Source organism: Micromonospora sp. WMMD1082, from assembly GCF_029626175.1.
Classification (GTDB): Bacteria; Actinomycetota; Actinomycetes; order Mycobacteriales; family Micromonosporaceae; genus Micromonospora.
In genome coordinates, this window is sequence record NZ_JARUBM010000002.1 from 4,627,578 (window position 1) to 4,648,298 (window position 20,721).

A 20,721-nucleotide genomic window follows, 5' to 3' on the forward strand; every position below is an offset into this window, starting at 1 on the left:
GCCTCGCCGCGAAGGCGGGACCGGCCCGGGTGGCGTCGGTGGGTCAGCAGTCGAAGTACATGGCGAACTCGTGCGGGGTCGGGCGCAGGCGCACCGGGTCGACCTCGTTGGCCCGCTTCCAGTCGACCCAGGTGGAGATTAGGTCCGGCGTGAAGACGCCGCCGTCGAGCAGGTAGTCGTGGTCGGCCTCGAGCGAGTCGAGCACCGCCGGCAGCGAGCCCGGCACCTGCTTGACGTCGCCCCACTCCTCCGGCGGGAGGTCGTAGAGGTCCTTGTCGATCGGCGCCGGCGGCTCGATCTTGTTCTTGATGCCGTCCAGGCCGGCCATCAGCATCGCCGAGAAGGCGAGGTAGACGTTGGCCGACGGGTCCGGCACGCGGAACTCGACCCGCTTGGCCTTCGGGTTGCTGCCGGTGACCGGGATGCGGGTGCAGGCGGACCGGTTGCGCTGCGAGTAGACCAGGTTGACCGGCGCCTCGAAGCCCGGGACGAGGCGGCGGTACGAGTTGACCGTCGGGTTGGTGAACGCCAGCAGCGACGGGGCGTGGTGCAGCAGACCGCCGATGTACCAGCGGGCGGTGTCGGAGAGGCCGGCGTAGCCCGTCTCGTCGTAGAACAGCGGCTCACCGTTGAGCCAGAGGCTCTGGTGGGTGTGCATGCCGGAGCCGTTGTCCCCGAAGAGCGGCTTGGGCATGAAGGTCGCGGTCTTGCCGGCGGCCCAGGCGGTGTTCTTCACGATGTACTTGAAGAGCTGGAGCTGGTCACCGGCGTGCAGCAGGGTGGAGAACTTGTAGTTGATCTCCGCCTGGCCGGCGGTGCCGACCTCGTGGTGCGAGCGCTCCACGGTGAAGCCGGTGTCGATCAGCTTGCGGACGATCTGGTCGCGCAGGTCGGCGTAGTGGTCGACCGGCGGCACCGGGAAGTAGCCGCCCTTGTACGCGGTCTTGTAGCCGCGGTTGCCGCCCTCCTCCTCGCGGCCGGTGTTCCAGGCGCCCTCGATCGAGTCGATGTAGTAGAAGGCCTGGTTGGCGGAGGTCTCGTGGCGGATCGAGTCGAAGATGTAGAACTCCGCCTCGGGGCCGAAGTATGCGGTGTCCGCGATGCCGCTGGCGGCCAGGAAGGCCTCGGCCTTCTTCGCCACGTTGCGCGGGTCGCGAGAATATGCCTCGCGGGTGAACGGGTCGTGGATGAAGAAGTTCAGCGCGAGGGTCTTCTGCGCACGGAACGGGTCGATGAAGGCGGTCGCGACGTCCGGGAGCAGGAGCATGTCCGACTCGTGGATCGCCTGGAAGCCGCGGATCGACGACCCGTCGAAAGCAAGACCGTTGGTGAAGAAGTCGTCGTCGACGGACTCCACCGGCAGGTTGAAGTGCTGCATGACGCCGGGCAGGTCACAGAAACGAACGTCGACGAACTTCACGTCCTCGTTCTTGAGGTAACGCAGGAGTTCCTCGGGATTGGCGAACACTCGTCCTCCTGGCACGTCCACGGGTAGCTAGGCTCCTGGCGACGCTATGGCCGTGCGGTTGCCCGGCCATGTCTCCAGTGTTTCTGCCGTGTTACGTCCCTCGCGGTGGGTCACCGTGGCGCCTGGTGTGGGCACCCGGGCCCGAGGAACCGGGTCCGGCGGTGCCAGTGTAGTGACACTTGGTGCCATTGGTCCGGTTCCGTCGCCGCGCGTCGCCGCGCGGCGACGCGGGTGCGGTGCTGGTCCGGGCCGGCCGTCGAGGCTGGCTAGTCTTGTCCGCTGTGACCACCCCGCCGCATCGCCCACCGCCACCCGCCGCGGACCCCGACTTCACCCCGGCCGACCTGGGCCGCCGCTTCGGCGCGCTGGTCATCGACTGGATTCTCTGCCTGCTCGCGTCGGGCCTGTTCGCCAGCCCCACCCGGGACGCCTGGGCGCCCGTGGTCGTGCTGATCGTGGCGTACGGCTTCTTCCTCGGCCTGTTCGCGCAGACCCCCGGCATGTACCTGACCCGGATCCGCTGCGTCGACTGGACCGACGGCGGCCGGATCGGCCTGGTCCGGGCCCTGCTACGCGGCGTGCTGCTGGCCCTGGTCGTGCCCGCCCTGCTGATGGACCAGCACCGCCGCGGCCTGCACGACCGCCTCACCGGCTCGGTCGTCGCCCCCGCTCCCCGCGCGCGCACCTAGACCGCCCACCGGGAGGCGGCGGCACCCTCGGGGCAGGGTCAGCGGCCACGCATCTGGCGGGCGCCGCGCGGTGGGCGGAGGTTCTTGGGGATGGCACCCTTGGGCATCTGGGGGCGGGCGGTGAGCGCCTTGAGGCGCTTCTCCAGGGAGTTGACGTCCTTGCCGCTGAGGTTGCGGGGCAGCCGCATCAGCGTCATCCGCAGCTTGCGGATCGGCAGTTCGCCCTCGTCCTGCCCGATGACGTAGTCGTAGAGCGGTGCGGTGCCGATCACCTTCGCGAGCCGGCGCTTCTCCTGGCCGAGCAGGCCGCGTACCCGCTGCGGGTTGCCCTCCGCCAGCAGGATCACTCCCGGACGGCCGATGACCAGGTGCACCATGTCCATCTGGGTGGTCGAGCTGACCGCGGGGGAGACCCGCCAGTCGCCACGCATGTTCTCCATGATCTGCGCGGCGGCGCCCGGCTGGCCCTCGGCGGCGTTCATCATCGCCCGGTTGGACCGGAGGTTGAGCACGATCAACAGGCAGAGCAGGGCGAACAGGATGCCCAGCGGCAGCCAGAGCCAGCCCCAGAACACCACCGCGACCACGGTCAGCGCGAGCGGGATCAGCACCGCGCCGGTGGCCAGCGGCGCGAACCACTTGTCCTGCTTGGCGGTGAACCGGAACACCAACCCGATCTGCTTCAGCCGCTGGCCGAACGAGACCTTCTCCTGGGGCTTTGCCATGGCGTCGAGTCTAGTGGTCGCGCGCCGCGCCGTTGATCCGCGGCCGGCTGAGTACCTTACGGCGCCCGCGTACCGCCACGGGCCGCACGTAAGGCGGGCGTAAGGCGGACGAGCGGGCAGAGATCAGGCGGCGTACCCATGCCCCGGTGCCACCTTCGCGAGCAGAGTCAAAGTCGCCAGTTGACGACGATCGCAGGGAGACCGACATGTTCGGCAACGACCCCGACCTTCTGCTCACCCTTCACCGTACGCACGCCGCCGAGCTGCGCGCCGAGGCCGCCCGGGAGCGGCTGGCCCGGTCGGTGCCACACCGGTCGGCACGCGGCTGGCTGCGGCGCCGGCACCACCCCGACCGCAGCACCCGGTGAGCGCCCCTGAGCTGTCCCCGCCCGTCCCCGCCGCCCACCCGGTCGTGGGGAACGGGGCGGAGACCGGGCGTGGCATGCTCGGTGTCGTGACCGTCCGCACCCCCAGCACCCGTCTCGTCGGCCGCCAACCTGAGATGTCGCGGTTGCGGGACGCGCTCGCCCGCGCCCGTGCCGGGGAACCGGTCACCGTCCTGGTCGGCGGCGAGGCCGGGGTTGGCAAGACCCGGCTGCTGGAGGAGTTCGGGCGGTCGGTCGGCGACGATGCCCGCCTGCTGGTCGGCCAGTGCCTCGAACTCGGTGAGGCCGGGCTACCGTTCGCCCCGTTCGCCGCGGCGCTGCGGGCGGTGCTGCGCCGGGACGGCCCCGGCGTCCTCGACGGGTACGAGGCCGAGTTCGCCCGCCTGCTGCCGGAGCTGTCCCGGCCGGCCGGTGCCACCGTGCCCGCCGCCGGGCCACCCTCGGACGCTCCCCGTGGCTACCTGTTCGACCTGGTCGCCCAGCTGTTCGGCCGGCTCGCCGCCGATCAGCCACTGATGCTGGTGATCGAGGATCTGCACTGGGCCGACCGGTCGACCCGCGACCTGATCGGGTTCCTGGTGCGGGCCGCCCGCACCGGCCGGCTGCTGCTGGTCTGCACCTACCGCACCGACGAGCTGCACCGTGGTCACCCGCTACGGCCGTTCCTGGCCGAGCTGGACCGGGCCCGCGACGTCGACCGGATCGAGCTGTCCCGGCTGGACCGGGACGGCACCGGTGCGGTCCTCGCCGGGCTGCTCGGCGCCGAGCCGGCGGCCCGCGCGGTCGACGACATCCACGACCGTACGCAGGGCAACCCGCTGTTCATCGAGGAGCTGGCCGCGGCCGGTAGCCCGATCGGCTGTGCCGCGCTGCCGGACACCCTGCGCGACCTGCTGCTGGCCCGGGTGGATCGGCTGCCCGAGTCGGCCCAGCGGGTGCTGCGGATCGCCGCGGCGGGCGGCAACCGCCTGGCCCACCGGTTGCTCGCCGAGGTCGCCGGGCTGCCCGAGCCTGAGCTGGACGACGCCGTGCGGGCCGCCGTCGCCGCCCAGCTGCTGGTCGCCGACCCGGACGGGGACTACGAGTTCCGGCACGCGCTGGTCCGCGAGGCCGTCCACGACGAGTTGCTGCCCGGCGAGCACGCCCGCCTGCACGCCCGGTTCGCCGCCGCCGTCGAGGCCCAGCCCCACCTCGTCGCCGCCGGCCGCGCCCCGGCCGAGATCGCCCACCACTGGTACGCGGCCCACGACCACCCCCGTGCCCTGGTGTCCGCCCGGGTGGCCGCCTGCGCGGCTGCCGACCGGTACGCGTACGCGGAGCAGACGCGGTTGCTGGAACGGGTGCTGGAGCTGTGGGAGCTGGTGCCCGACGCGGCCGACCGGCTCGGCATGGATCACCTGGCGGTGCTGGAGGAGACGCTCACCGCCGCGACCACCGCCGGTGACTACCAGCGCGCGCTGACCCTGACCCGGGCCGCCCTGGCCGAGGTGGACACCGACGCGCAGCCGCTGCGTGCGGCGCGGCTGCTGGACCGGCGCGGCCGGATGCTGGCCATGCTCGGCAAGAGCGACGGCGCGACCGAGCTGCGGGAGGCGTACCGGCTGACGTCGGGGGTGCCGGACGGCCCGGAGCGGCTGGCCCTGCTCGCCGACCTCGTCGACCACCTGGCCCGGATCGACCACGCCGACGGCGCCCGGATCGGCGCAGAGGTGGCAGCGGCCGCACAGGCCGCCGGTGTGTCGGGCGCGATGCTGCCGATGCAGCTCGCGTGGCTGCGCCGAAGGGACGGTTCGGCGGATCTCGGGCTGGCCGAGCTGCGGGGGTACGCGGCGCTGGCCCAGGCCACCGGCGAGGTGACCGCCCTGGTCAAAGCGCTGGTACACATCTCCGACGTGCTCTTCGAGCTGGGCCGCTACGAGGAGTCGGCGCAGGCCGTGGTGGACGGGGTGGCCGAGGCGCGCCGGGTCGGGATCAGCCGATCCACCGGTGCGTACCTGCTCTCCAACCGGGCCGAGGCGCTGCTGGCGCTGGGCCGGTGGGCGGAGGCCGACCAGGTGTGCGCCGAGGCCGCCCGGCTCGACCTGCCCGGAGTGTCCGGGCTGCACTGGCTGCAACTACGGGCCGGGCTGCGGCTGGCCCAGGAGCATCCCCGCGCCGACGAGACGGTCGGCCGGGCGCTGAGCTTCCTCAGCAAGCCCTACCTGCACCCGCACAACCGGCTTCCGCTGTCGGAGCTGCGGATGATGGCGGCGCTCGCCGCCGACGACCGGGCCGAGGCGCTGCGGGCGGCCGAGGCGAGCCTGACCGACCCGGCGATCACCGCGCATCCCCGCTACGGCTGGCCGGTGCTTGCCGCGCTGGCCCAGGTCGCCCGGTACACCGCCGACGAAGGGCTCGCCGAACGGGTGGCCGCGTTGGCCGGCACCGTGCTGGTCCGGTTCCCCGCCGAGCGGGCGTACGCCGCCGAGGTCGCCGCCACCGTGGCACCCGGCGACGACCCGCTGACCGCCTGGCGGGTGGCGGTCGCGGCCTGGCGCACCGCCGGCCAGCCCGCGGCCCTCGCCCGGGTGCTGCTCGGGTACGCCGAGGCGGCGGCCGGCGCGGGGGAGCGGGATGGGTTGGTGTCGGCGGTGGGCGAGGCGACCACCCTCGCCGACGGGCTCGGCGCGACCCGGCTCGCCGAGCGGGCGGCCACCCTGGCCCGCCGGGTCGGCCTGCGCGGCGCGGGTCGGGGTCGTCCGGGCGCGGATCTGCTGACCGAGCGGGAGCGGGAGGTGCTGCGCCTGGTCGCCGAGGGGCACAGCAACAGCCGCATCGCCGAGCAGCTGTTCATCTCGCCGAAGACGGCCAGCGTGCACGTCTCCCGCATCATCGCCAAGCTGGACGTGACCAACCGGGTCGAGGCGGCCGCCGTGGCTCACCGCCTCAACCTCCTCACCACCCCCTGACCCGCTGCCTCCCCACCGCCGCCCTCGCGGGAGGGGGCGGTGGGGTGGGTCAGCTGGCAAGGGTGTGGCGGGCGGTGAGGGCCTGTTGGTAGAGGCGGCCGGCGCGGTAGGAGGAGCGGACCAGGGGGCCGCTCATCACGCCGGCGAAGCCGATCTCCTCGGCCTCCTCGCGCAGCTCGACGAACTCCTCCGGCTTGACCCAGCGCTCCACGGGGTGGTGCCGGGGCGTGGGGCGGAGGTACTGCGTGATGGTGATCAGCTCACAGCCGGCGGCGTGCAGGTCACGCAGCGCCTGGGAGACCTCGGTCCGCTCCTCGCCCAGGCCCAGGATCAGGTTGCTCTTGGTGACCAGGCCGGCCGCGCGGGCCTGCCGGATGACGTCCAGCGAGCGCTCGTAGCGGAACGCCGGCCGGATCCGCTTGAAGATCCGCGGCACCGTCTCGACGTTGTGCGCGAGCACCTCCGGCCGGGCCCCGAAGACCTCGGCGAGCTGCTCGGGCACCGCATTGAAGTCGGGGATCAACAGCTCGACGCCGCAGCCGGGCTGCAGGGCGTGGATCTGCCGGACGGTCTCGGCGTAGAGCCAGGCCCCGCCGTCGGGCAGGTCGTCGCGGGCGACGCCGGTGATCGTGGCGTACCGCAGCCCCATCGACACCACCGACTCGGCGACCCGGCGCGGCTCGTCGGCGTCGAACTCGGCCGGCCTGCCGGTGTCGATCTGGCAGAAGTCGCAGCGGCGGGTGCACTGGTCGCCGCCGATGAGGAAGGTGGCCTCGCGATCCTCCCAGCACTCGTAGATGTTGGGGCAGCCGGCCTCCTGGCACACCGTGTGCAACCCCTCGCGGGCGACCAGCCCGCGCAGCTGGGTGTACTCCGGGCCCATCGTGGCCTTGACCTTGATCCACGGGGGTTTGCGCTCGATCGGCGTCTCGGCGTTGCGGGCCTCGATCCGCAGTAGCCGCCGCCCCTCCGGTGCGGGAGTCGCGGTACGCGCGGCGTGGCCGGTCGTCGGCGCGGAGTGCTCGATCGTCACAAAAACGAGCCTACGCCGGGTGGCGGCCGTCGATGAACGGCAGGCGACGGCCGTCACCCCGGAAATCCTGTGACGCCGGACACCGGGGGCGGGAAAAACACGTAACAGGACGGTCCGGCCCGGTGCTAGCGTCCCCCGGCAGAAGCGACGACGGAGCCGAGTAGCGCCCCGACCCGCCAGTTGAAGAGAGCCGCCGGTCGCTGCGAGGGGATCGCGTTGCGATTGATCGAGGAGGTAGCCATGCAACGCATCCTGTCCGACCAACTCACCCCACACGCCGGGCGTACCGTCCGGATCGCCGGCTGGGTGCACCGCCGTCGGCTGCTCAAGTCGGTGGCCTTCCTGATCGTCCGGGACGCCGCCGGCTTCGCCCAGGTCGTGGTCACCGACCCGGCGGTACGCGCGGTGATCGAGGAACTGCCCGAGGAGACCGTCGTCGAGGTGAGCGCCACCGTGGTCGCGAACGCCGCCGCGCCCGGCGGGGTCGAGCTGACCGACCCGGCGGTACGCCCACTCGGCCCGCCCGCCGTACCGCCGCCGTTCGACCTCTACCGCCCGGCCCTCACCGCGAGCCTGCCCACCCAACTGGACAACGCGCCCGTGGCGCTGCGCCACCCGACCCGATCGGCGGCGCTGCGGATCTCGGCGGCGGCGGTGGCCGGCTTCCGGGCCGCGCTGGACGCCCGCCGGTTCGTGGAGATCCACACACCGAAGGTGGTCGCCTCGTCCACCGAGAGCGGGGCGAACGTCTTCGCGCTGGACTGGTTCGGGCGGCCCGCGTACCTCGCCCAGTCGCCGCAGTTCTACAAGCAGCTCATGGTCGGTGTCTTCGAACGCGTCTACGAGGTCGGGCCGGTGTTCCGCGCGGAACCGCACGACACCGTACGGCACCTGGCGCAATACACCTCGCTCGACGCCGAGCTGGGCTTCGTCACCGACCACCGGGACGTGATGGCGGTGCTGCGGGACACCCTCACCGGCATGCTGGACTCGGTCGGGGAGTCCGCCGGTGGCGCGCTGGCGACTCTCGACGTGGCGCTGCCGGCGGTGCCGGCGCAGATCCCGGCCGTGCACTTCACCGAGGCCCTGGAGATCGCCGGTGCGCCCGCCGACGAACCGGACCTGGCCCCGGCGCACGAGCGTGCGCTCGGCGAGTGGGCCCGGCGCGAGCACGGCTCGGAGTTCCTCTTCGTCACCGGGTACCCGATGGCGAAGCGGCCGTTCTACACCCATCCGGACCCGGCCCGGCCCGCCTACTCAAACGGCTTCGACCTGCTGTTCCGGGGCCTGGAGCTGGTGACCGGCGGGCAGCGGCTGCACCGGCACGCCGACTACCTGGCCGCCCTGGCGGCCCGGGGCGAACCGACCGGGCCGTACGCCGGCTACGTCGACGCCTTCCGCCACGGGATGCCGCCGCACGGCGGTTTCGCCATCGGCCTCGAACGTTTCGTCGCCCGCCTGACCGGCGTTTCCAACATCCGCGAGGTCACCCCCTTCCCCCGCGACCTCCACCGCCTCACCCCGTAGCCACAACTTCATGATCGACGGTCAGGTCAGGCCGCGTAGCTTTGCCCGGACGGCGCGGCGGGCGAGGGGGCCGAGGTCGTCGACCACCTCGACCAGCGTGGCCAGCCGCTCCAGCGCGTCGAAGGCGGCGCGGGCACCGGCCGGGTCGACGCCGTCGAAGAGTTCCAGACCGATGAAGGCGGCGGAGATGGCCCGGGCCAGTCCGGGCGGGTCGGCGACCGGAGCGGCCGGCGAGCCGTCCAGCAGCCGGTGCAGGACGGCCTCGATCTCCACCGTCCAGAGCCGCAGCGCCGCCGCCGTGGGGTCGGCGAGCCGAGGGTCGGTCTGGGCGCCGGCCAGCAACTGGGCCAGCACCGCCACGTTGCCCTCGGCCCGTTCCTGCTCGTGCAGCGTCCGCCCGAGGTCGAGCAGCTCGCGCAGGGAGGTCACCTCGGCGAAGCGGGCCCGGTACAGCTCGACCCGGGCCGCCGTCGCGCGCTGGCAGGCCGCACCCAGCAGGTCGTCCACGCTGCCGAAGTGGTAGAAGACCAGGGCCTGGTTGACGCCGGCCGCGGCGGCGATGGTGCGTGCCGACACGCCGGCGATACCGTGTTCACGGATCGCGGCGAGCGCGCCGTCGATCAGCTTCTCGCGGGTGCCCATGGGGTCCTCCGGTTCACTCCCGGGGATTCTCCCGTAGCGGCCGGACGGCGGCGGGCACCGGTGCCCGGTCCGGGCGTGCGTAGCGGACCGTGAAGCTGCCGGCGTAACCGAACAGCGGGCCGAACCGGCGGCTGGTCACCGCCACCTCGATGCGGAAGTGCCCGGTCCGCTGGTCGTACCATTCCCGCACCCGGGCCTCGCCGGTGAGGACGGCGGGGCAGGCCAGGCCGTTGGAGAACCGCTGGAGCCCGCTGCGGATGCGCAGTCCGCCGGTGGCGTCCACGGCGAGGTGCAGGTCGACCGCGAGGTGCTGGTGCGTACCGAGGTAGTCGACGAGCATCCGCCGGCGAGGGCTCCAGACCATGGTGGCGTCGAAGCGCCGTCGCCGGTGCGGGGCGACCTGGAACGTGCGGACAAAGGTGAGCGTGGGGCGGCCGTACGAGTCGGCGTAGGCGTAGTTCTCGATGGTGAAGGGGACCTGCCGGCCGGTCTCCGGGAACAGGATGTGCCGCACGGCACCCAGCCGCAGGAAGGGCGCGGTGAACGCGGGGCCCCGCCAGATCCGGTCCATCACGCCGGTGCCCACGCAGCCGAGGTCGGCGTCGCCGTCCACCCCGAAGCGGCGGCGCAGTTGCGGGTGCAGCCGGTCGAAGTCGGCACCGAGGGCGTGCTGGAAGACGGAGGTCACAGCTGCTCCAGGAGGGTGGGCGGCCGGGCGGCGAGGCGGTCCAGCGGGTGGCGTCGGCACCGCCGGGCGGCCGGCGTGTGGGGATGCGGGGGCACCAGGCAGGCCGCCGCCCCGACGGCGACCAGCGTGAGCGCCGCCGCGATCGGGCCGGCGGCGCTGCCCGCCGTGCCGGCGGCCGCCACCGTGACCAGTCGCAGGACGACCTCCCGGGCGGCGTTGGCCCGGGCGCGCTCCGGTGGCACCCCGTGCTCCAGCCAGATCCGCAGCCGGTCGAACGACCACGCGGTGGCCCAGCCGAACAGGGGACGGAAGGCGAGGTCGACCAGGCGGCCGAGGCGGCCCCACCGGGGCACGTAGGAGTAGCCGGTCAGGAAACGGACCCCGTGCGGGCCCGGCAGGTAACGCCAGTAGCCCGAGCCGGCGGCGATCAGCGAACGCGGGTCGTCCGAGCCGAACCGTAGCGCCGAGGTGCGGGCGCCGTCCGGCCGGTCGCGCTCACCGGCGGATACGCCCCAGCCGTGCACGGTGAGCCCGGGGAACACCGTCGTGGCGTACCGGAATCGGGCCGGCGCGGTGCCGGGCACGGCATCGATGCGGCCGAAGCGGACGTCCCACCGGCGGTGTTCCCCGGGCTCCTGAGTCGCCCACCAGACATGTGCCAACGGTGCGTCGATGAGCGTCTCGACGTAGATCGGCCGCATGTCCGTCCCCCGATTTGAGCGACTGCTCAAGTAAGCGTAGCAAGACTTGAGCAATCGCTCAACGGGGTGGGGGTCGAGGTCAGACCGTGAGGATGGTCGACAGGTGACGCTCGACGACCGGGAGCACGTCGGCCACGGTGACCGGGCGGCCCAGCTCGGCGGTGAGCGAGGTGACGCCCGCGTCCCGGATGCCGCACGGCACGATCCGGTCGAAGTACGTCAGGTCGCAGTCGCAGTTTATGGAGAAGCCGTGCAGCGTGACGCCCCGGGCCACGCGGATGCCGATGGCGGCGACCTTGCGTGCCGGGCCGGCGTCGTCGGCCGGCACCCAGACCCCGCTGCGGCCCTCGACCCGGCCCGCCGCCAGGCCGAACTCGGCGCAGACGTCGATCAGCAGTTGCTCGACCCGCCGCACGTACGCGACCACGTCGACGGGGTCGGGCAGGCGCAGGATCGGGTAGCCCACCAGCTGCCCGGGGCCGTGCCAGGTGATCTTGCCGCCGCGGTCCACGTCGACCACCGGGGTGCCGTCGACCGGGCGGTCCCACGGCTCGGTGCGCTTGCCGGCGGTGTAGACGCTCGGGTGCTCCAGCAGCAGCACGGTGTCGCCGTGCTCGCCAGAGACGACCGCCTCGTGCAGGCGGCGCTGCTCGTCCCAGGCGGCGGTGTAGTCGAGGACACCGGCACGTACGGCCGTCAGGCCGGAGGTCGTCGCGGTCACGCGTTCCAGCCTAGACCCGTACTCGCTGGTCACCAGCGGTGAGCCGGCTCACGACGCGGGCCGGGCTGACGGGCGCGGGCCGGCGCACGACGCGGGCCGGACCGGCGCCGGTCACCGCTGCCCGACCCGCCAGACCCAGACGTCCTCCACCCGCTCCGGATCACCGAACAGCAGGACCAACGTGCGCCGGATGGCCTCCTCGTCGACCGGCCACTTGGCGCCGTGCACCTCGTCGGCGAGCACCACGGTCTCGATCCGCCAGTGCTCCAGGTCGGCCCGTACCTCCTCGCGGGTGCCCGCGGTGACGATCGGCGGCAGGCCGGTGCGGGCGGCCTGGTCCAGCAGGGCGCCGAAGGGACGCGGCACCGGCCCGATCCGGCCCCGGTCGTCGGGACCGCCGGGGCCGAGGAAGAACCCGGACGGGATGGCGAACTCGCCCTGCCGGTTCGCCAGCGCGTACGCCTGCCAGCGCTGGCCGTCGGGGTAGACGTCCAGGGCGAGCGGTGCCGGGGTCAGCACCCCGCCGGGGGAGACGTACTCCCGCCAGGCCCCGGAGGTGATGAAGCGCGGGATGGGCTCGCGTTCGCTGGTCAGCAGCGGCGTCGGGAACAGCGGCAGCAGCGCCACCGCGAAGCCGACGGTCCAGGCCACCGCCGCCGGCCGGGCGGGCGGGCGCCGACGGAGCTGCTCCACCGCGTACGCCAGCAGCAGGCCGATCACCGGCGTCACCACCAGCGCGAACCGGGCGGGCAGGGCGGCGTTCACCACCGGCAGGTGCCCGAGCAGGTCGAAGGGCATCGGCAGGTCGGTGCGGTCGCCGTCGACCTTGGCCACCGGCCCGAAGGAGAGCGCGGCGAAGACCACCGCGACGATCCCGAGCGCCCACAGGATAGCCCGGCGGTGCGCGTCGGCTCGCCGCCACAGCAGCACGAAGCAGCCGGCGGCGAGCACCAGCAGCGGCAGCCCGAAGAAGGAGTTCTCCTCGGTGGGGTTCGGCGCCAGTGAGGTGCGCAGCCCGGCCTCGCCCGCCAGCGAGCGGCGCGGGTACGCGGCGTACGCCGCGATGTCCTCGGAGTGGATCACCGCGTCGAAGCCGGTGCCGTGGAACCGCTGCGGCCCGGCGAAGTGCAGCCAGAGCGGGTACGCCAGCAGCGCCCCGGCGACCACCGCGGTCACCGCGAGCCCGCGCAGGAACGACGGCAGCACGGCCCGGGCCTCGGCGCGGTTGGCGGGATGCAGCGCCCAGACGGCGACGAAGAGGCCGAGCGCCAGCGCGGTGAAGAAGAGGCCCTCCGCGGCGATCGAGAAGGAGATCGCGACGAGCACGCCGAGGAGCACCCCGTCGCGCAGCCAGCGGCCCGGCCGGCGCAGCGCGAACAGCCGCCACACCAGCAGCGGCACCAGCCAGCCGGCGGTCCAGTTCAGGTGGGCGTTGGCGTGCGAGACCATGCCGGGGGAGAAGCCGATGAACAGTCCGCCGACCGCGGCGGCGAGCGGGCTGCGGACCAGGTGCCGGGAGAGCAACCAGTACCAGGCGATGGCGGTCGCGGCCAGGTTCAGGGTGAGGATCACCAGGAAGGTGGCCGGCGGGCCGATCAGGTACGTCAGCGGGGCGAAGACCACCGCGTACACCGTGATCGAGGTGTTGACCGCGAGGTTCACCCCGTCCGGGACGTTGATCAGATAGGTGAAGAGCGGATTCTCCCCGTGGCTCACCGCGTGGCCGCCGAAGGCCAGCAGCCACTCGAAGAGCGCCTGGTCGCTGGAGTTGACGGTGATCGCCCGGCCGTTCGGGTCGATCCACATTCCGCTGGTCACCCAGCCGGCCAGGGCCAGCGCGAGCACCGTCACGACCAGGTCGGCGCGCCGGTCACGGTCGACGCGTGCGGGCGATGCGGGCGTGGACGCCAGGGACGGGGAGGTGGGCACCTAGCGGACGTTACCAACCGCACCGGGACAGCCCGGTCAGACCGGCGGTACACGAGACCCCTTGATCGAGCCACACCCGGGCATCGACGAATGTGTGCACGCTCGCCATGTCATCAGTGCGACACACCTGCGTAACGTCGCGGCAATTATCGGTGATCCAGCTCACACACCCTGGAGGTCCCGTGCGCCGCACCCCTACCGGCCGACTCGCCGGTGCGCTGGCCGGGCTGGTCCTGGCCGCCGCCGCGCTGGTGGCCGTCGCCGCCGCTCCCGCGCAGGCCGCATCCCTGACCCAGGTCAGCAGCTTCGGCTCCAACCCCGGCAACCTCGCCATGTACGCCTACCGCCCGGACAACCTGCCATCGAACGCCCCGGCCGTCGTGCTGCTGCACGGCTGCGCCCAGAACGCCAGTGGCTACTTCGCCAACTCCGGCTGGCAGAAGTACGCCGACCAGTGGCGGTTCGCGCTGATCGTGCCGGAGCAGCGCTCGGCCAACAACTCCAGCGCCTGCTTCAACTGGTTCGAAACCGCCGACACGACCCGGGGTCAGGGCGAGGCCCTGTCGATCAAGCAGATGGTCGACCACGCGCGGTCGGCGTACGGCACGGCCGCCAACCGGGTCTACGTCAGTGGACTGTCGGCCGGCGGGGCGATGAGCGCGACCATGCTCGCCACCTACCCGGACGTCTTCGCCGGCGGCTCGATCATCGCCGGCATGCCCTACCGCTGCGCCACCAGCATGGTCAACGCCTTCACCTGCATGAGCCCGGGCGTGGACCGGACCCCCGCGCAGTGGGGCGACCTGGTCCGCAGCGCCCACTCCGGCTATTCCGGCACCCGCCCGAAGGTGGCGATCTGGCACGGCACCAGTGACTACACCGTGGCGACGGCCAACGCCACCGAGTCCCGCGACCAGTGGACCAACGTGCTGGGCGTGTCGCAGACCCCCACCAGCACCGGGCAACTGCCGGCCGGCACCAGCCTGGAGGTGTACGGCAACGACGTGGTCCGGGTCCACCGGGTCTCCGGCATGGGCCACGGCACCCCGGTCGACCCGGGAGCCGGCGCCGACCAGTGCGGCACCGCGGCCGCGTACTTCCTGGACACCATCTGCTCGGCGTACCACGACGCGCTCTTCTTCGGCCTGAACGGCGGCGTGAGCCCGACCCCGACCCCGACGCCGACCGCAAGCCCCACCGCGTCCCCCACGGCGTCGCCGAGCCCCACCGCGTCGCCCAGCCCGACCGGGTCGCCGACCTGCGTCACCGCCAGCAACTACGCCCACGTGACCGCCGGCCGCGCCTACCACTCCGGCGGCTACGCCTACGCCAACGGCTCCGACGAACGGATGGGCCTCTACAACACCTTCTACACCACCGCCCTGCGCCAGACCGCCCCCAACCACTGGGTGATCGGCTGCTGACGCCGGGCCGGGGCTACCGGGGTTAGTCCGTCAGGGCGGCGTGGAGGGCGGTGGGGAGGTCGGGGTGGCGGAAGGTGAACGAGGCGCGGTTGAGCACGCCGGGCAGGACGCGGGTGCTGGTGAGGGCCTCGTGGGCGAAGCCGCCGAGGGCGACCTTCAGCGCCAGGGCCGGGATCGGGATGATCGCGGGGCGGTGCAGCTGCCGAGCCAGCTCCCGGGTGAACTCCGCGTTGGTGACCGGCGCCGGCCCGACCACGTTGACCGGGCCGGCGAGATCGGCCCGGGCCAGCAGGAACGCGACGGCGTGGAGCCAGTCGGCCAGCGAGATCCACGGAAGCCACTGCCGCCCGCTGCCGAGCCGGCCGGCGATGCCCAGCTTGAACGGCAGCAGCTGCGGCTTGAGCAGCCCGCCGTCGCGGTGCAGCGGCAGCCCGGTGCGCAGCCGCACCACGCGTACCCCGGCGTCCTCGGCCGGCCGGGTGGCCGCCTCCCAGACCCGGGCCACGTCGGCGAGGAAGCCGTCGCCGGCCGGCGCGTCCTCCTCGACCACCCGGTCGCCGGTGTTGCCGTACCAGCCGATCGCCGAGGCGTTCAGCAGCGCCTCGGGCCGGTCGGCCGCCGGCAACCCGGCGATGGTGGTGGCCAGGGTGCTGGTGGTGTCCACCCGGCTGGACCGGATCAGCTGCTTGTACCGGTCGTTCCAGCGCCGGTCGCCCACCCCGGCGCCGGCCAGGTTCACCACCGCGTCGGCCTCGGCGACCAGCGCCGGGTCCAGCTGCGCCGCCGACGGCGACCACCGCCGCTCGTCAGCGGTGCGCGGTGGTCGCCGTACCAGCCGGGTCACCTGGTGCCCGTCGGCGACGAGCAGGTCGACCAGCCGGGTGCCGAGGAAGCCGGACGCGCCGGCCATGAGGATCCGCATGCCTACATCTTCGGGTACGCCCCACCGCCCGGCCGCGCCGGCTCGCTCACGCCCTCGCGCCGGCCGGCCGCAGGTCCGCCAGGTGCCGTTCGACCTCGGCGTACGCGTCGGCGGGCAGCGGACCCCGGGCGAGGGTGGCGACGTTCTCCTCGACCTGGGCCACCGTGCGGAAGCCGGGAATCGGCACCGTACGCGGGCTGCGGGCCAGCAGCCAGCCGAGCGCGCCCTGGGCGAGGGTACGGCCGTCGGCGGTGAGCGCCGCACGGACACCGGCCACCCGCTCGGCCCACTGTGGAGCCGGTTGACCGTCGGCGAACCACTCCAGCCAGTCCGGCGCCCGCCCCCGCACGTCGTCAGCGCCGAGCGACCGGGTGGCGGCGGTGAGCAGCCCCATCGCCAGCGGCCCACGGGCGATGCTGCCGAGGTCGTACTCCTCGCAGACCGCCAGCAGGTCGGCGTTGTCCCGGAGCACGGACTGCTCGTGCTGGATCGCGGTGCAGTGCGGGGCGGCCGCCGCGAAGGTGGCCGCCGAGGCAGGATGGTCGGTGCTCCACCCGTACGCCCGGATTGTGCCCTTGCCGACCTGGGCCTCCAGCGTGTCGACCAGGTCCAGCGCGAGGGCCGGGGCCAGATCATTGAGGTGCAGCTGGAACAGGTCGACGTGGTCGGTGCCGAGCCGGCGCAGCGACCCCTCCAGGCTGGCCACCGCATACTCCGGACGGTGGTCGGTGCCGGTGGCCCGGCGGGTGGCCTCCTCGGCGGTGTGGCCGAACTTCGTGGCGATCACCACCCGGTCGCGCCGGCCGGCGAGCGCCCGGCCGAGCACCCGCTCGCTGTGCCCGGCCCCGTAGTTGCTGGCCGTGTCGAAGAAGGTCACCCCGTGGTCGAGCGCCGCGTGGACGGCGCGCACCGACTCCTCGTCGTCCACCTCGCCCCAGCCGTACGGCTGCCCTTCGTCGCCCCAGAGCGGTCCACCGATCGCCCAGCACCCCATGCCGATCGCGCTGACCTCGATCCCGCTGCGGCCCAGTTTCCGTGTCGTCGTCATGCCGACCAGCGTCCCGTCTAGAGCCCACTCGAAGTCAACCGGAACGTGCGTGACGGCGGCCGGCTCGTCCAGCAGCCGGGTTCGCCGGATCAGCGCCCAGCCGAGGAAGCGCTCGTAGAGCTGCCCCGGTTCCGGCCCGTGGTGCGGGTCGAGGGCGTACAACTGGTCGGCGGCGTCGTGCAGCAGCCCGCCGAGATAGACCAGCAGCGCCACGCGGTCGTGCGCGTACTCCCGCGGCAGCGTCACCCGCGCGGACCCGCCTTGGGGTCTTCGTGACTGAGCGGCCTCCGGCTGACTGACCGAGCCGGCACTTCGCCTGCCCGACCAGATCTTGGACAGTTCCCGTTAGCGCGGCACGGAAAGTGTCCAAGATCTGGTCGGCGTGGGCGTGGGCGTGGGCGTGGGCGTGGGCGTCGGCGTGGGCGTCCGGCGGTGGCGTCGGCTCGCTCTGCGCCCAGCTGGTGTCGGGTGGCTGACTTCCGCCGGTGCGCGCCCGGATCGACAGTGCCGAGGGCGGCCGGCCGCTGAGGTGACGGTGCCGGGCGCACGGGACCGAATTGTCGGGCCGGAGGCGACCCCGAGCAGCGCCTGGTCAGGTCGAGCCGGGGGGCTGGCCGTGCCAGCGGGCGCGGTACGCGGCCTCGTGGGCCTCGTGGGCGGTGCGTTCCTCGAAGACCACCGCGCGCAGGGCGTGCCGGGACTCGGACATCAGCACCACCTCGGCGGTGATCAGGCCGACGCAGATCGCGGTGAGCAGGCCGAGGGCGGCCAGCCCGGGCAGGGGCATGGCGACCGGGACGCCGGCGGCGAGCAGGCCCAGGGTGCCGACCCGCAGCCAGGAGACCGTGCGCAGGGTACGCAGCTGGAAGAGCATGTTCCCGGCCAGATACAGGGCCACCCCGCCGAACAGCAGCGGCACGTCCGGGCCGTGTGCCGGCTCGGAGATCGGCACCCCGGGCGCGGCGATGTCGTGCACGATGCCCTCCGCGCCGAGGGCGAACGTGATGATCCCGGCGATCATCGGCAGGTAGAGGTACGCGTAGGCGTCGCGGGCCATCAGCACCCGGGCGCGGCCCAGGGTGGAGTGCAGGGCGATCCGGGCGGCCGGACCGATCAGGTCGTAGTGCGCCCACCAGAGGGTGGCGGTGAAGACGATCCCGAGTACGGCAGCGGTCACCCCGGGCAGAGTCGGTGCCTGGCCGAGCAGGTTGCTGCCGACGCCGACGGAGATCACCGACTCGCCCAGCGCGATGATCAGAATCAGGTCGTACCGTTCGGTCCAGTGCTCCGCCGAGGTCACCTGCCAGCCCCAGGTGCGGGCGAGCAGCCCGGTGCCGTACTGGAGCACCACCACGGTGACCCAGAGCGCGTCCCGGACGAACTCGGCCGTCCCGGTGTGGGGAATGTGGGCGGGTAGCAGCGCGGCGACCAGCAGCAGGACGGTGCTCAGGGCCAGCTCGGGGGCGTACCGCAGCAACTGCCGGCGCTCCGCCGGAGCGTCGCGGACGATGTGCAGGAACAGGGACACGTGTACGGCGCGGATGACCACGTAACTGACCGCCACCACCATCGGCCCGGCCTCGCTGCCCCGTGGGTCCATGAACGCCTGCGGCAGGGCGAGCGCGAAGCAGAACAGCGCGGCCATCCCGACGATCATCAGCACCGGTACGAAACCCTCGCCGATGCGGATCCGGGTCGCCACCACCGTGTGCACCACCCAGCACCACCAGAGGACGGCGAGCACGAGCACGGCGTGCAGCAGTTGCCGCCCGTTGATGTTGGCCGCGGTGGCCCGGGTGATGATGAAGAACGAGAAGACGAAGACCAGGTCGAAGAAGATCTCGAACTTGTCGACCCGGGCGCCCGGCGCGATGTTGACGGCCGGCCCCAGCCGTTTCCGCCAGCCCGCGTCGCCCACGGCCTGAGTCTCGCAGCCCCGACCAGGCACGGGGCCTGTTTGACGGCGGTAGGGCGGAGGGCGCCCGGGTCGTGGTGACCGGGGCGCCCTCGGGGAGGTGCGGGGGGTTACAGGCCGAGTTCGGCTTCGAAGTTGCCGGCCTCCAGCCGCTCCTTGACCGCGGTCAGGAAACGGGCCGCGTCGGCACCGTCGATCAGCCGGTGATCGTACGACAGGGCCAGGTAGACCATCTGGCGTACCGCGACGACCTCGCCCAGCTCCGGGTCGTTCACCACGACCGGGCGCTTGACCACGGCACCCGTGCCCAGCATCGCCGACTGCGGCGAGGGCACGATCGGGGTGTCGAAGAGGGCACCCCGGCTGCCGGTGTTGGTCAGCGTGAAGGTCGCACCGGCGATCTCGTCCGGGCTGATCTTGTTGGTCCGGGTGCGCTCGGCCAGGTCGGCGACCCGCTTGGCGATGCCACCCAGGTTGAGGTCACCGGCGTTGTGGATGACCGGCACCAGCAGGCCCCGCTCGGTGTCCACCGCGATGCCGAGGTTCTCGGCCTCGGGGTAGGTGATCGTGCCGGCGTCCATGTCCATGCTGGCGTTGACGATCGGGTACCGCTGGAGCGCCTCGATGGCGGCGAGGGCGAAGAACGGCAGGAACGACAGCTTGACGCCGTGCCGCTGAAGGAACGACTCCTTGGCCTGCGCCCGCAGTTTGGCGACCTTGGTGACGTCCACCTCGATCACCGTGGTGAGCTGCGCCATGTCGTGCAGCGACTGCAGCATCCGCTTGGCGATGGCCGAACGGATCCGGGGCAGCTTCTCGGTGGTGCCACGCTTGGCGCTCGGCTGCGGCTTCTCGGCGGCCCGGGCCGGGGCGGCCGCGGCGGGCTGCTGCGCCGGAGCCGGTGCGGCCTTGGCGGCGCGGGCCTTCTCGGCCGCGTCCAGCACGTCCTGCTTGCGGATCCGGCCACCGACGCCGGTGCCGTTGACCGAGGCGAGGTCCACGTTGTGCTCGCCGGCGAGCTTGCGTACCAGCGGGGTTACGTAACCGGCCGCCTGCTCGCCGCCGTTGGACGGCGCCGTCGTGCGCTGCGCGGGAGCCGCCGGCTGCGCCGCCTGCTCGGCCCGGACCGGCTCCGGTGCCGCCTCGGCCTCCGCGGCGGGCTCGTTGTACGACGTGCCGGGCGTCGGCTCGGACACCTGCGGCTCCGGCTTCGCCTGCGGCTTCGGCTCGGGCTTGGCCTCCGCCTTCGGCTCGGGCTTCGGCTCCGGCTTGGCCTCGGCCGGGGCGCCGCCGGCGGCACCGACCACGGCCAGGGTCGCGCCGACCTCGGCGGTCTCGTCCTCGGCGACCTTGATCTCCAGAACGGTGCCGGCGACCGGCGAGGGAATCTCCGTGTCGACCTTGTCGGTGGAGACCTCCAGCAGCGGCTCGTCCACCTCGACGGTCTCGCCGACCTGCTTGAGCCAGCGGGTGACCGTACCCTCGGTGACGCTCTCGCCGAGCGCCGGCATCTGCACCGGAGTCCCCTCGCCCGACGCTGCCGGGGCCGGCTGCTCGGCCGGCTCCTCGACGGCCGGCTGCTCCGCCTCGGCCTGCGGCTCCTCGGCCGCCTCGGCGGCCTGCTCCGCCGGGGCCTCCTCCTGCTGCCCGGCGGCCTGCTGCTGCTCGGGAGCCTCGCCGCCAGCGGACTCGCCCGCGCCGCCGGCCGACTCGCCCTCGCCGGAGATCACCGCCAGCTCGCTGCCGACGTCGGCCGTCTCGTCCTCGCCCACCACGATCCGGGTCAGCACTCCGGCCGCCGGGGACGGGATCTCGGTGTCGACCTTGTCGGTGGACACCTCAAGCAGCGGCTCGTCGACCTCGACGGTGTCACCCTCCTGCTTGAGCCAGCGCGTGACGGTGCCCTCGGTGACGCTCTCGCCGAGCCGGGGCATGGTGACCGATACCGGCATGTT

At 73.1% G+C, this 20,721-nt stretch carries 17 protein-coding genes; 5 read left to right on the forward strand and 12 right to left on the reverse strand.

Features of this window, described 5'->3' with window-relative positions; all coding sequences use genetic code 11:
* Positions 1-43 precede the first annotated feature (43 nt).
* A complete protein-coding gene (glnA, locus tag O7615_RS21430) occupies positions 44-1,468 on the reverse strand; it encodes a type I glutamate--ammonia ligase (RefSeq protein ID WP_278179578.1) in 1,425 nt (474 codons plus the stop codon).
* Positions 1,469-1,812: 344 nt separating this feature from the next.
* On the opposite strand from glnA, the gene O7615_RS21435 reads away from it, so the two are divergent.
* Entirely contained in the window at positions 1,813-2,157 is a 345-nt protein-coding gene (locus O7615_RS21435) for an RDD family protein (RefSeq protein WP_278182181.1), read from the forward strand.
* Positions 2,158-2,195: 38 nt separating this feature from the next.
* Here O7615_RS21435 and O7615_RS21440 read toward each other — a convergent pair whose 3' ends face one another.
* Positions 2,196-2,882 (reverse strand): DUF4191 domain-containing protein, encoded by a 687-nt coding sequence (locus tag O7615_RS21440; protein ID WP_278179579.1) that lies wholly within the window; start codon positions 2,880-2,882, stop codon positions 2,196-2,198.
* Positions 2,883-3,088: 206 nt separating this feature from the next.
* On the opposite strand from O7615_RS21440, the gene O7615_RS21445 reads away from it, so the two are divergent.
* Entirely contained in the window at positions 3,089-3,250 is a 162-nt protein-coding gene (locus tag O7615_RS21445; RefSeq protein ID WP_278179580.1) for a hypothetical protein, read from the forward strand.
* Positions 3,247-6,216, forward strand: coding sequence for a helix-turn-helix transcriptional regulator (locus tag O7615_RS21450; RefSeq protein ID WP_278179581.1), 2,970 nt, complete (start codon positions 3,247-3,249; stop codon positions 6,214-6,216). Before O7615_RS21445 ends, O7615_RS21450 begins: the two co-directional genes overlap by 4 nt.
* A 49-nt stretch (positions 6,217-6,265) precedes the next feature.
* Here O7615_RS21450 and lipA read toward each other — a convergent pair whose 3' ends face one another.
* Entirely contained in the window at positions 6,266-7,306 is a 1,041-nt protein-coding gene (lipA, locus tag O7615_RS21455) for a lipoyl synthase (RefSeq protein ID WP_278179582.1), read from the reverse strand.
* 183 nt (positions 7,307-7,489) lie between these two features.
* Here lipA and aspS point away from each other — a divergent pair, with 183 nt between their 5' ends.
* Positions 7,490-8,776: an aspartate--tRNA(Asn) ligase gene (gene aspS, locus O7615_RS21460; RefSeq protein WP_278179585.1), complete on the forward strand. Its 1,287-nt coding sequence runs from the start codon at positions 7,490-7,492 to the stop codon at positions 8,774-8,776.
* A 21-nt stretch (positions 8,777-8,797) separates the two neighbouring features.
* Here aspS and O7615_RS21465 read toward each other — a convergent pair whose 3' ends face one another.
* The 5 genes from O7615_RS21465 to O7615_RS21485 form a co-directional block, all read right to left on the reverse strand.
* On the reverse strand, positions 8,798-9,418 hold the full coding sequence (locus tag O7615_RS21465) for a TetR family transcriptional regulator (protein ID WP_278179586.1): 621 nt from the start codon (positions 9,416-9,418) through the stop codon (positions 8,798-8,800).
* Positions 9,419-9,431: 13 nt separating this feature from the next.
* Positions 9,432-10,106 carry a DUF4166 domain-containing protein gene (locus O7615_RS21470; RefSeq protein WP_278179587.1) on the reverse strand — a complete coding sequence of 225 codons (675 nt, stop codon included), beginning with the start codon at positions 10,104-10,106 and terminating at the stop codon, positions 9,432-9,434.
* Positions 10,103-10,807 carry a hypothetical protein gene (locus tag O7615_RS21475; protein WP_278179588.1) on the reverse strand — a complete coding sequence of 235 codons (705 nt, stop codon included), beginning with the start codon at positions 10,805-10,807 and terminating at the stop codon, positions 10,103-10,105. Before O7615_RS21475 ends, O7615_RS21470 begins: the two co-directional genes overlap by 4 nt.
* A 79-nt stretch (positions 10,808-10,886) precedes the next feature.
* Positions 10,887-11,528 carry a lipoyl(octanoyl) transferase LipB gene (gene lipB / locus O7615_RS21480; RefSeq protein WP_278179589.1) on the reverse strand — a complete coding sequence of 214 codons (642 nt, stop codon included), beginning with the start codon at positions 11,526-11,528 and terminating at the stop codon, positions 10,887-10,889.
* A gap of 111 nt (positions 11,529-11,639) precedes the next feature.
* Positions 11,640-13,457 (reverse strand): DUF2079 domain-containing protein, encoded by a 1,818-nt coding sequence (locus O7615_RS21485; protein ID WP_278179590.1) that lies wholly within the window; start codon positions 13,455-13,457, stop codon positions 11,640-11,642.
* Positions 13,458-13,639: 182 nt separating this feature from the next.
* Here O7615_RS21485 and O7615_RS21490 point away from each other — a divergent pair, with 182 nt between their 5' ends.
* The gene (locus O7615_RS21490; RefSeq protein WP_278179592.1) at positions 13,640-14,881 is read left to right on the forward strand and encodes a PHB depolymerase family esterase; all 1,242 of its coding nucleotides are present in this window, start codon (positions 13,640-13,642) and stop codon (positions 14,879-14,881) included.
* Positions 14,882-14,903: 22 nt separating this feature from the next.
* Here O7615_RS21490 and O7615_RS21495 read toward each other — a convergent pair whose 3' ends face one another.
* The 4 genes from O7615_RS21495 to sucB form a co-directional block, all read right to left on the reverse strand.
* Positions 14,904-15,803, reverse strand: coding sequence for a TIGR01777 family oxidoreductase (locus O7615_RS21495; RefSeq protein ID WP_278179593.1), 900 nt, complete (start codon positions 15,801-15,803; stop codon positions 14,904-14,906).
* Between the two features lie 46 nt (positions 15,804-15,849).
* Positions 15,850-16,851 carry an aldo/keto reductase gene (locus tag O7615_RS21500; RefSeq protein ID WP_278182182.1) on the reverse strand — a complete coding sequence of 334 codons (1,002 nt, stop codon included), beginning with the start codon at positions 16,849-16,851 and terminating at the stop codon, positions 15,850-15,852.
* Positions 16,852-17,443: 592 nt separating this feature from the next.
* Positions 17,444-18,769 carry a low temperature requirement protein A gene (locus tag O7615_RS21505; RefSeq protein ID WP_278179594.1) on the reverse strand — a complete coding sequence of 442 codons (1,326 nt, stop codon included), beginning with the start codon at positions 18,767-18,769 and terminating at the stop codon, positions 17,444-17,446.
* 107 nt (positions 18,770-18,876) lie between these two features.
* Positions 18,877-20,718 (reverse strand): 2-oxoglutarate dehydrogenase, E2 component, dihydrolipoamide succinyltransferase, encoded by a 1,842-nt coding sequence (gene sucB / locus O7615_RS21510; RefSeq protein ID WP_278179596.1) that lies wholly within the window; start codon positions 20,716-20,718, stop codon positions 18,877-18,879.
* Positions 20,719-20,721 lie beyond the last annotated feature (3 nt).

Coding starts and splice junctions, on each gene's coding strand:
- O7615_RS21500 (WP_278182182.1), bottom strand. CDS start 16,851: ATGACGACGACACGGAAACTGGGCCGCAGCGGGATCGAGGTCAGCGCG.
- O7615_RS21440 (WP_278179579.1), bottom strand. CDS start 2,882: ATGGCAAAGCCCCAGGAGAAGGTCTCGTTCGGCCAGCGGCTGAAGCAG.
- O7615_RS21465 (WP_278179586.1), bottom strand. CDS start 9,418: ATGGGCACCCGCGAGAAGCTGATCGACGGCGCGCTCGCCGCGATCCGT.
- O7615_RS21475 (WP_278179588.1), bottom strand. CDS start 10,807: ATGCGGCCGATCTACGTCGAGACGCTCATCGACGCACCGTTGGCACAT.
- O7615_RS21495 (WP_278179593.1), bottom strand. CDS start 15,803: ATGCGGATCCTCATGGCCGGCGCGTCCGGCTTCCTCGGCACCCGGCTG.
- O7615_RS21445 (WP_278179580.1), top strand. CDS start 3,089: ATGTTCGGCAACGACCCCGACCTTCTGCTCACCCTTCACCGTACGCAC.
- sucB (WP_278179596.1), bottom strand. CDS start 20,718: ATGCCGGTATCGGTCACCATGCCCCGGCTCGGCGAGAGCGTCACCGAG.
- aspS (WP_278179585.1), top strand. CDS start 7,490: ATGCAACGCATCCTGTCCGACCAACTCACCCCACACGCCGGGCGTACC.